We start from the raw sequence: 9,465 nt of genomic DNA on the forward strand, positions 1-9,465 counted from the left end.
CGAAGCACACAAGGGCTCCTCCTGCGTCAATCGCAGTAGGAGCCCTTGCTGTCCTTGGAGCTCTATCCCATGGGCTACTTCTTCAGGCTGAGCCATTCCGTCAGCTGTTTCAGCGGCCAGGTAGTGACGATCCGTTCCTTCGGCACTCCGAGGGCTTCGGCCCGTGCCGCACCGTACTGGAGGAAGTCGAGTTGGCCAGGAGCATGGGCGTCGCTGTCGATGCTGAAGAGGCATCCCGCTTCCAGGGCCATGTTGATGAGGTTGTCCGGCGGATCCTGCCGTTCGGGCCGGGAATTGATTTCGACGGCGACTCCCCACTCGGCGCACTCCTTGAACACCTTGGCGGCGTCGAACTCAGACTCAGGCCGAGTCCCACGCGATCCTTGGACGAGACGGCCGGTGCAGTGCCCCAGGACATTGGTATGGGGATCGCTGATACCACCAAGCATCCTGGTGGTCATGGTCTTCTTGTCGGCGCGAAGCTTGGAATGGACGCTGGCCACCACTACATCCAACTGGTCCAACATGTCCGGTGTCTGGTCCAGTGTTCCGTCCTCGAGGATGTCCACTTCGATGCCCTTGAGCAGCGTGAATCCATCCTGGGAAGAATTGATGCCCTCCACCACACCCAGTTGTTTCTCAAGCCGTTCAACACTGAGGCCGTTGGCGATGGTGAGATTGGGGGAGTGGTCCGTGAGGGCCAGGTATTCGCGGCCGAGTGTCCGTGCGGCGGCCACCATGGATTCGATGGGGGAGCCGCCGTCGGACCAGTTGCTATGGCTGTGCAGGTCTCCCCGCAAGGCTGACCTCAGGGTGTCACCGCCTGATGCCAAGGCTTCTGTACCCCGCTCCCGAAGATCCGCCAGATAGTCCGGGACCTTGTCTTCCAGTGCCTGCGTAATGACCTCGGCGCTGCGGTTCCCCACGCCTTTGATTCCGGCAAGCCTGCCGGCCCGTATGAGCTTCAGCAGCTCGTCGGGCGGTAGCTGCCGAACGGCGTCGGCAGCTTTGCGGAAGGCCTGGACCTTGAAAGCAGGGGCTTGGCTTCGTTCCAGCCAGAAGGAAATTTCGTCGAGCGCCTCGATGGGATCCATGGCTCCATGATCCACGAACCAGGCGCACCATCAACAGTGGGCAGTGTTGATGGTGCGCCTGTCCTATCACCGCCTAGTGGTGGTGACCTGGATCCAGGGCGGGATTGGAGCCCTGGCCGCTTTCTCCGCTGGGTGCCTGGCCGTGCTCTCCGTGCGGGACTGCATACTGTCCGGCCATCGATGCGGCCAGTCCGGGTGTAGCAACTGTTGCAACAACGACGGCGGCTCCGAACGCGGCTGCCAGAAGCCGCCCGGTCCTTGGCTGGCCGTGGGCGCCGCCGTCGTTGGTCTTGTGGTGCCGTTTCAACCATCCCGCTCCGGCAAGTGCCATGAGCGTCAGGCCGAGGGCGGCAAAGTGGCTCACGTCGAGTGAGCGTTGGATAGTGACCCCGGCTGCCATGACTGCCACATGGGCGGCCGCTGCCGCGGCCAGGACCGGAATGGCGTACCGGGGGAAGACGAGCGAGTTGCGGTGGAGCCCCCACAGCGACCAAGCCAGGAAGGCCAGGCCTGCCGCGAGGGTTCCCACACCGGCAAGTACCAATCCGGGTGTCAGGGATGCTGCCCCGGTGAGGTATCCGGCGGCCAAGGAGAGCTCAACCATCCCGGCTGCCATCGCAGCGAAATAGATGAACAGCAAGGTTGCTGCGCTTAGGGTTGGGTGGTTATGGCGCTCCATGGATCTCGCCGTCCTCTCGTTTGGTAACCGGTGAATGTGAAGCCGGTGACTAGGCGCGGGCTGAAGCTACGGCTGCCTTGTCCTGGGACAGGGCGACACCCAGCAGGACCACGGCGCTGGCAAGGTGCAGCACGTTGTCCGCACCGTTGAGGGCGATGATGTTCAGCGAGCTGCCAACGAGGAACAGGCCGACGATACCCACCAGCAGGTAGACACCACCAACGGCGGTGTTGACGGACTTGGACAGCGTGACGCTGTTCATGCCGGCGTAGAGAAGTGCAGCGCCAATGGCGAGGTGGATGATGTTGTGAAGCGGGTTCACGGCAAAGATGATCAGGTTGGCACCTTCGGTGGCGAAGAAGCCGATTCCCGAGGTGACGAAGAAACCGAGCACGCCTACCAAGAGGTACACGGCTCCGAAGATGGTGGCGATCAGGCGATTGGGCGAAGTACGCATGGTCCGAACCTTCCGATGATGGCCGGGAGGTCCCGGCCGTCCTGCTGAGCCCCGGGTGGGACTCTCAAGCAGTGATTCGGACCATGCAGTGGGGCGGATGGGTGTGAGCCCGATTATTTTTTCGACCTTTATGGGCGGAGGCGGATGCTGCTCATTTTGAGGTCGTTCGTGCCTTCGAAGACGTACTGGAGGTCGATCGTCTTGCCATCGCACTGCAGCTTGCCCGCGAGGTCGGCCTTGTTGTTGCCGTTGCTCGAGTCGACGTTTACGGAGTTGTAGTTGGGCTTGCACGAACTGTCCAGTTCCAGGCTGGCAATGCCGTCCACGAACGACTGCTTGTCCAGCTCGTCCTTCAGCGGCTGGCTGAGGTAGTTGTCGTAGGCCTGCTCTGTTTGCCCGGAGACCACCAGGTTTGTGAACTCGTCCGCCAAGGACCTGGCCTTGGACGTCGCGTTGCCCACGACGTTGACCAGGATCAGCACGCCCACCACCGCCAGCACGATCACCCCCGCAACAATGCTGAGGACGATCCACAGGACTTTCCTGCTCTTCCTGGGTGGTTGCTGGCCGTATTGGCCCGGTGGGTATTGGCCCGGTTGTGGCTGACCAGGTTGGTACTGACCTTGCGGGTAGGGGTTCTGCTGGTATTGACCCGGGTTCGGGTACGGCGAATTGCCGCCGTGGGGAGAACCTTGGGGAGAAGAGGACGACGGCGGCTGTTGCCATTGCGGCGACGCTCCGGGCTGTGGGGGGTACCCGGGTCCTGGTGGAACCGGCGGCGGGTTGTACCCGGGTTGGTTCTGGTTGGGTTGGTTGGGTTCTTGCGGATTGCTCACGGTAGTGCCCCTTTCGGCAGCCTTCGGCAGCGCCACCACCTGGCCGGGGACCTCTGGCCGACCCCCGATGCGTCCACTTGCATCAAATCGCATCTGGCATTCCGCGGGCAAGAGGCCCCGGGGAATAGCTGCAGGTGACAGCGGTATCAGGCGTCCGAACGCCGGCCCAGCAATGGCTGGACACGGTAGGGGATCATCTCGCGCATAGCCAACGCGGTGTCCGTGCGGTCCACCCCGTCGCAGGACAAGATCTTGCCGTTGATGCGGTAGAGGTCCTCGGCGTCGAGGGCAACCACCCGCAGCAGCAGGTCCGCGGAACCGGTGAGTCCGAATCCCTCGAGGATTTCCGGGATGTCGGCAAGATCTTCGGCCAGTGAGGCCAGTTTTTGCTGTTGTACATGGACGGTGATGAAGGCCGTGAGCGGGTAGCCCAATGCTGCCGGATTAATGCGCCGCTCGAACGAGAGGAAAGCGTGTTTCTTCTCCAGTTGTGCCATACGGGCTTGGACGGTATTCCGGGAGAGACCGAGCTTCTGGGCCAAGGCCACCACTGTTCCCCGGGGATCTTTGGCCATTGCCGAAAGGAGCCGGGTATCAGTGCCATCCAAGGGTTGCATAATGCGCAAGATTAGCACGGTAGCGCTGACTGAAACAGGGCAAAATGCTCAACTTCACCCGAGGTAGTTGTACCCCCTGCGTCTTGTGAGTAGGGTCACAGTTAACTCCGGCGAAGGTGCCGGAGGGCCGGTCTGCGGCAGGATCACAAGTCCAGCCAGCGCCGACGAAAACGAGCCGGAAGGTTGCGATCACCTGTGTTGACGGATCAGGCGGGCAAAGGAGTGCACCAAGACACTCCGGGCCCAGGACAAAGTGCACAAAATCCCCTGCGGACTGGCGGCAATCTGCTCCAGCTGGTGTCGCCGGAAGGCGAGCGAATCAGCCATCCCGAATTCGATGTTTGGGTCAAAGACATCGGCGACGAGCAATTGTGTTCCCTCTATGAGGACATGACCGTCATCCGCCGCATCGATGCAGAAGCCACGGCACTCCAACGTCAAGGCGAACTGGCGCTGTGGCCCCCGCTCCTCGGCCAGGAAGCATCTCAGATCGGCTCGAGCCGCTCGCTGCGCGACGACGACTTCGTCTTTCCCAGCTACCGCGAAAGCGGTGTTGCTTATGTGCGGGGCGCACATCTGACTGAGATTGCCAGGGTGTGGCGTGGAAACGCCTCCTATGGGTGGGACCCGCAGCGAATCAACCTCGCGACGCCCCAGATCATCATCGGTTCACAAAGCCTGCACGCCACCGGCTATGCCATGGGTGTCCAGCTGGACGGCGCCAACACCGCGGTCCTTGCGTACTTCGGCGACGGTGCCACCAGTGAAGGCGATGTGAACGAGGCCATGGTGTTCGCCGCCAGCTACCAGGCTCCCGTGGTGTTCTTCTGCCAGAACAACCATTGGGCCATCTCCGAGCCCGTCCGTATCCAGTCGCACGTCCAGTTGGCTGACCGGCCTACCGGATTCGGCATCCCGAGTATTCGGGTGGACGGCAACGATGTCCTCGCTGTCATGGCAGCCACGCGGGTGGCTTTGGACAGGGCACGCAAGGGCGGTGGGCCCACCTTCATCGAGGCCGTCACCTACCGGATGGGTCCGCACACCACTGCCGATGATCCCACCCGGTACCGCGACCCCATCGAGCTGGAAGATTGGGCCGCCAAGGATCCGATCCTCAGGCTCCGCAAGCTGCTGGAGGCCAAGGGCCTGCTGACCGACGACGTGGAAGCACGCGTCAAGGCCAAGGCCGATGCTGTGGCCGCGGAGCTACGGTCCAGTTGTATCGACATGCAGGATCCGCAGCCTCTCGACGTGTTCAACCACGTCTACAGCACTCCAAATTCCTGGATTGAACGCCAGAAGGATCATTACTCGCGCTACCTGAACAGCTTCAACCAGCCCGTCGAGGAAGGTGCACTCTGATGTCCAAGCTCACATTTGCCCGAGCCATCAACGCCGGACTTCGGAAGTCGCTCGAAAACGATCCCAAAGTGGTCCTCATGGGAGAAGACATCGGCGCACTGGGTGGCGTTTTCCGCGTCACGGACGGACTGCAAAAGGACTTTGGAAAGCACCGCGTGATCGATTCGCCGCTGGCCGAGTCCGGCATTATCGGCACCGCGGTTGGTTTGGCCTACCGTGGCTACCGCCCGGTGTGCGAGATCCAGTTCGATGGGTTCATCTATCCGGCTTTCGACCAGATCGTCAGCCAAGTCGCCAAAATGCATTACCGCACACAGGGCCGTGTCAAGATGCCCATCACCATCCGTGTTCCTTTCGGCGGCGGCATCGGCTCCCCGGAACACCACTCCGAATCGCCTGAAGCGTACTTCACCCACACCTCGGGCTTGCGGGTAGTGGCCGTTTCCAATCCCCAAGATGCCTACACGATGATTCAGCAGGCCATTGCTTCCGACGACCCGGTCCTCTACTTCGAGCCAAAGCGCCGCTATCACGACAAAGGCGACGTAGACGAAACTATCGATCTGTCCACGGCCCTTCCTCTGGACAAGGCTGCAGTGGTGAGTTCCGGCTCGGATGTCACGCTGGTTGCCTACGGGCCCCTGGTCAAGACTGCCAAGGACGCCGCCATGGCCGCGGCCGACGAAGGTATTTCGGTGGAAGTCATCGATCTCCGCTCGTTGGCTCCCGTGGATTATCCCGTAGTGGAAGCATCCGTCCGTAAAACGGGTCGTTTGGTCATCACTCACGAGGCCGGGCAATCCGGTGGCCTCGGCGCGGAAATCGCGGCCAGCATCACTGAACGCTGCTTTAACTACCTTGAGTCCGCGCCCGTCCGCATCACCGGATTCGACGTTCCGTACCCGTACTCGAAGCTCGAAATGCACCACCTGCCGGATCTGGACAGGATTCTCGACGGCGTGGACCGCGCCCTGGGACGCCGCAACTCGTTGAGTGGACTGGAAGGATGACCGCCACCATGATCAAGGAATTCAGGCTGCCGGACCTTGGCGAGGGCCTGACTGAATCGGAAATCCTGAGCTGGAAGGTGGCCGTGGGTGACACGGTCACTTTGAACCAGGTCATCGCCGAGGTTGAGACAGCCAAGGCGGTGGTGGAGTTGCCGTCGCCATTTGCCGGAACCGTGGCTGCCCTTCACGAGCAGCCGGGAACGGTTGTGGAGGTCGGCAAGCCGATCGTCTCGTTCGAGGTGGACGACGCCGGATCCTCCAACGGCGGTGGTGCGCCGGCTGTTGTTGACCGGTCTGCCGTCGAGGCTTCCGTGAAAGGCGCGCCGACCGCTGGCGGAACTGAAGCGGTGGGTGCCCCCGCCAAACGCGAGCCGAACCTGGTGGGGTATGGCGCCGTCGTCGAGCATTCCGGGCGGCCCACCCGCCGTGCCCGCGGGCAAGTGCAGGACGTGAAGTCCGTAACGCCGGAGGCTGCTGCGATCGCCGAGCCCGTCGTGGCGCGGCAAGCAGAAGCCGACGTTGAGCGTCCGCGGTCGACGCCGCCCGTGCGCAAATTGGCCCGCGACCTGGGGCTCGACCTGCAACTGGTTCCGGGAACCGGTCCGGGCGGGCTCATCACCCGGGAGGACGTCCAGAACTTCTCCGGCGCGGTGGAAGCCCCGGCCGAGCTTGCTCCTGTTGCTGCAGAACTTGGCGAGCGAGAGACACGAACAGCCATCAAGGGTGTTCGGAAGTTCACGGCCGCTGCCATGGTGCAGAGTGCGTTCACGGCACCGCATGTGACGGAATTCCTTACGGTGGACGTCACGGCAACCATGGAACTGCTGGCCAGGCTCAAGGGCAACAGGGCGTTCGAAGGCTACAAGCTGACGCCGCTGACCATCGCGGCCAAGGCGGTCCTGGTGGCGTTGCGGAACAGTCCCACGCTGAACTCCCGCTGGGACGAGTCGAGCCAAGAGATCGTCCAGTTCAACTATGTGAACCTGGGCATCGCTGCCGCAACGCCCCGAGGCCTGACCGTCCCGAACATCAAGGACGCCCACAGGATGACGCTGCGTGAGCTCTCCACGGCGTTGACTGAGCTGACGGACACCGCACGGGCAGGCAAGACCTCGCCCGCTGAGCTGTCCGGAGGTACCATCTCCATCACGAACATTGGTGTGTTCGGTATCGACGCCGGGACGCCAATCCTCAACCCCGGCGAGGCCGCCATCGTGGCACTCGGCGCGGTGCGGAAGGCGCCGTGGGTGGTTAACGACGAACTGGCTGTTCGCCAGGTCATGTCGCTCAGCTTGTCCTTCGACCACCGTCTGGTGGATGGCGAACAGGGCTCGCGGTTCCTGGCGGATCTGGGAGCGATTCTGTCCGACCCCGCCATGGTCATGACAATGATCTGACGCGCTCCAGGCTGCGCGGCCCATCCCTTTACGAGTGCTTGCAGGAAACTGCAGCTAAGGGGTGGGCCGTCGCACGTCAGCGGTCAGCAAGGGCTAATCTTCGGTGGGCGTGGTGCGGTTGGAGTGGACGTTGCGCCAGCTGTGCTCCGGCTCGAAACCCAGCAGCCTGCGCGCCTTGTCGATGGAGAGCATCGTTTCGTGTTCGCCCAGTTCCTTGAGGACCTCGACGCCGGGGAAGACTTCCGCTGCCAGTTCGGCGCTGCTTCGGCTCATCACGGTATCTGCGGCGGCAATGATGAAGGTCTCGAAGCCCGGTTCGGCATGTTCCAAAGCTCTTACTACTGCCAGTGCACCGTCCCGGGCGTCGATGTAGCCCCACAGATTCCATTTGCGCTGTGTGGCGTCGGAGTCGAAGGAAGGGAAGGCTTCGTAGTCCGCGGGGTCCATGACGTTGGAGAAACGCAGGGCCGTAATGCTTAGGTCCGGGTCCCAGCGGGTGAGCTGGATGGCCATTTGCTCTTCGAGATGCTTGACCAGGGAGTAGGTGCTTTCCGGTCGCGCCGTGTACTCCTCATCCACGGGGATGTAGGGAGGATCGATGTCGAAGGGGAGGCCCAGAACGGTCTCGCTGGAGGCGTAGACCACTTTCTTGATGCCTGCCCGCCGAGCTGCCTGGAACACGTTGTACGTGGAGACCATGTTGTTTTCGAAGATCGCTGCGTCCGGGGCCAGCCCCGGCGCGGGTATCGCGGCGAGGTGAACGATTGCGTCCAGGCCGTCGTGTTGGTCGTCCAAGCCCATGATGACGTCCAGGACTTGTCCGTAGTTGCGGAGGTCCACGCTGACGTAGCCCCGTCCGCGGGTGCCGACACGATCCACGTTGAGGACCTGATGGCCATCCTGCGTGAGTCGGCGGACCACGCTCCTGCCCAGTTTCCCGCTTCCGCCGGTGACAGCAATCCTCATGGTGCGCTCCTTGATAGTGGCTGGACCTAACCTGCGGTACGTCGCCGGTTTCAGCAGGGGTTCGGTTTTCCAGCCTAAGGGGCAGAACTGCCGAGTACAGCCCCCGAGGCAGGCCCTGTGAGTCCTAGGAAAATGGGAACGACCCAAGGGCATGGCGATGCCGTGATCGTATTGCGGTAGCTTCCGGACAGTCACAACAACTGCGACATTCCGGGCGCAGCGAAGCCTCAACAGTCTCTAGGTCCCGATCGGCGGCAACGCCTCAACAGTCTCTAGGTCCCGATCGGCGGCAACGCCACAACAGTCTCTAGGTCCCGATCGGCGGCAACGCCTCAACAGTCTCCAGGTCCCGATCGGCGGCAACGCCTCAACAGTCTCTACATTCTCTGGGGTGTGTGGTGGTGGTTGCGTCGGGGTGTTTGGTGGGGGTCGATGTGGGGTGGGGGGATGAACCAGGGCACGCCGGTGGTGGTGTCGATGCGCCATTGTTCTTTGTGGATGAGGTGGTGGTGGTGGCTGCAGAGCAGGGTGCCGTTTTCGGTTCCTGTGGTGCCTTGGTGGGACTAGTAGGTGATGTGATGGGCTTCGCACCAGGGTGCGGGCATGGTGCAGTCGGGGAAGGCGCAGCCGCCGTCGCGGGCGGTGATGGCTTTGCGGATGTGGGGTGGGAAGATCCGGGTGGTCCGGCCGATGTCCAGGACGCGGGATTGGCTGCCGAGCAGGACGGGGAGGATGTCGGCGTCGCAGGCGATTTTGCGGATGGTGTTGGGGTGGATCGGGCCGGTGAAGGTCGCGGTGCCGGTGCTGGGTTTGTTTGGTGTGCTGGGCTGGTTTGCTGTGCTGGGGGTGTCCGGGAGTTGGGTGCCGGTGAGTTGTTTGAAGAGCTCGCGGTGGTCGATGGTGATTGTGAGTTGGGGGCGGAGTCCGCCGTTGGAGGGTAGTTTCCCGGTGGTCATCGCGACGCTGCAGGCTCCGACGAGGCCGTCGAGGAGTTTCTGGGCCCGGGAGCGGCGGTCCAGGTCCGGGAAGGCTCCACGGTCCGGG

The 9,465-nt window shown here is 62.6% G+C and carries 9 protein-coding genes and 1 pseudogene; 3 read left to right on the forward strand and 7 right to left on the reverse strand.

What is annotated here, in order from left to right; genetic code table 11:
* Window positions 1-74: 74 nt before the first annotated feature.
* From FQP90_RS16325 to FQP90_RS16345, 5 genes are all read right to left on the reverse strand, one after another.
* A complete protein-coding gene (locus FQP90_RS16325; protein ID WP_144652130.1) occupies window positions 75-1,094 on the reverse strand; it encodes a PHP domain-containing protein in 1,020 nt (339 codons plus the stop codon).
* Between the two features lie 73 nt (window positions 1,095-1,167).
* Window positions 1,168-1,773 (reverse strand): hypothetical protein, encoded by a 606-nt coding sequence (locus FQP90_RS16330; protein ID WP_144652131.1) that lies wholly within the window; start codon window positions 1,771-1,773, stop codon window positions 1,168-1,170.
* Window positions 1,774-1,822: 49 nt separating this feature from the next.
* Window positions 1,823-2,230 (reverse strand): DUF4383 domain-containing protein, encoded by a 408-nt coding sequence (locus tag FQP90_RS16335; protein WP_144652132.1) that lies wholly within the window; start codon window positions 2,228-2,230, stop codon window positions 1,823-1,825.
* Between the two features lie 128 nt (window positions 2,231-2,358).
* Complete coding sequence (locus FQP90_RS23355) at window positions 2,359-3,066, reverse strand: hypothetical protein (RefSeq protein ID WP_244296807.1); 708 nt, start codon at window positions 3,064-3,066, stop codon at window positions 2,359-2,361.
* Window positions 3,067-3,212: 146 nt separating this feature from the next.
* Complete coding sequence (locus tag FQP90_RS16345; protein ID WP_144652139.1) at window positions 3,213-3,683, reverse strand: Lrp/AsnC family transcriptional regulator; 471 nt, start codon at window positions 3,681-3,683, stop codon at window positions 3,213-3,215.
* Window positions 3,684-3,878: 195 nt separating this feature from the next.
* On the opposite strand from FQP90_RS16345, the gene pdhA reads away from it, so the two are divergent.
* Genes pdhA through FQP90_RS16360 form a run of 3 tightly spaced genes read left to right on the forward strand, consistent with a single transcriptional unit; the run spans window position 3,879 to window position 7,455 of the window.
* Complete coding sequence (pdhA, locus tag FQP90_RS16350) at window positions 3,879-5,048, forward strand: pyruvate dehydrogenase (acetyl-transferring) E1 component subunit alpha (protein ID WP_144652133.1); 1,170 nt, start codon at window positions 3,879-3,881, stop codon at window positions 5,046-5,048.
* Complete coding sequence (locus FQP90_RS16355; RefSeq protein WP_144652134.1) at window positions 5,048-6,058, forward strand: alpha-ketoacid dehydrogenase subunit beta; 1,011 nt, start codon at window positions 5,048-5,050, stop codon at window positions 6,056-6,058. Before pdhA ends, FQP90_RS16355 begins: the two co-directional genes overlap by 1 nt.
* On the forward strand, window positions 6,055-7,455 hold the full coding sequence (locus FQP90_RS16360) for a dihydrolipoamide acetyltransferase family protein (protein WP_144652135.1): 1,401 nt from the start codon (window positions 6,055-6,057) through the stop codon (window positions 7,453-7,455). Before FQP90_RS16355 ends, FQP90_RS16360 begins: the two co-directional genes overlap by 4 nt.
* A 93-nt stretch (window positions 7,456-7,548) precedes the next feature.
* Here FQP90_RS16360 and FQP90_RS16365 read toward each other — a convergent pair whose 3' ends face one another.
* Both FQP90_RS16365 and FQP90_RS16370 read right to left on the reverse strand, forming a co-directional pair.
* The gene (locus tag FQP90_RS16365) at window positions 7,549-8,421 is read right to left on the reverse strand and encodes an NAD-dependent epimerase/dehydratase family protein (RefSeq protein WP_144652136.1); all 873 of its coding nucleotides are present in this window, start codon (window positions 8,419-8,421) and stop codon (window positions 7,549-7,551) included.
* Between the two features lie 377 nt (window positions 8,422-8,798).
* Window positions 8,799-9,465, reverse strand: a pseudogene (locus tag FQP90_RS16370) (DUF222 domain-containing protein); the annotation flags it as partial.

Source organism: Paenarthrobacter nitroguajacolicus (genome assembly GCF_007786235.1).
GTDB classification, from domain to species: Bacteria; Actinomycetota; Actinomycetes; order Actinomycetales; family Micrococcaceae; genus Arthrobacter; species Arthrobacter nitroguajacolicus_A.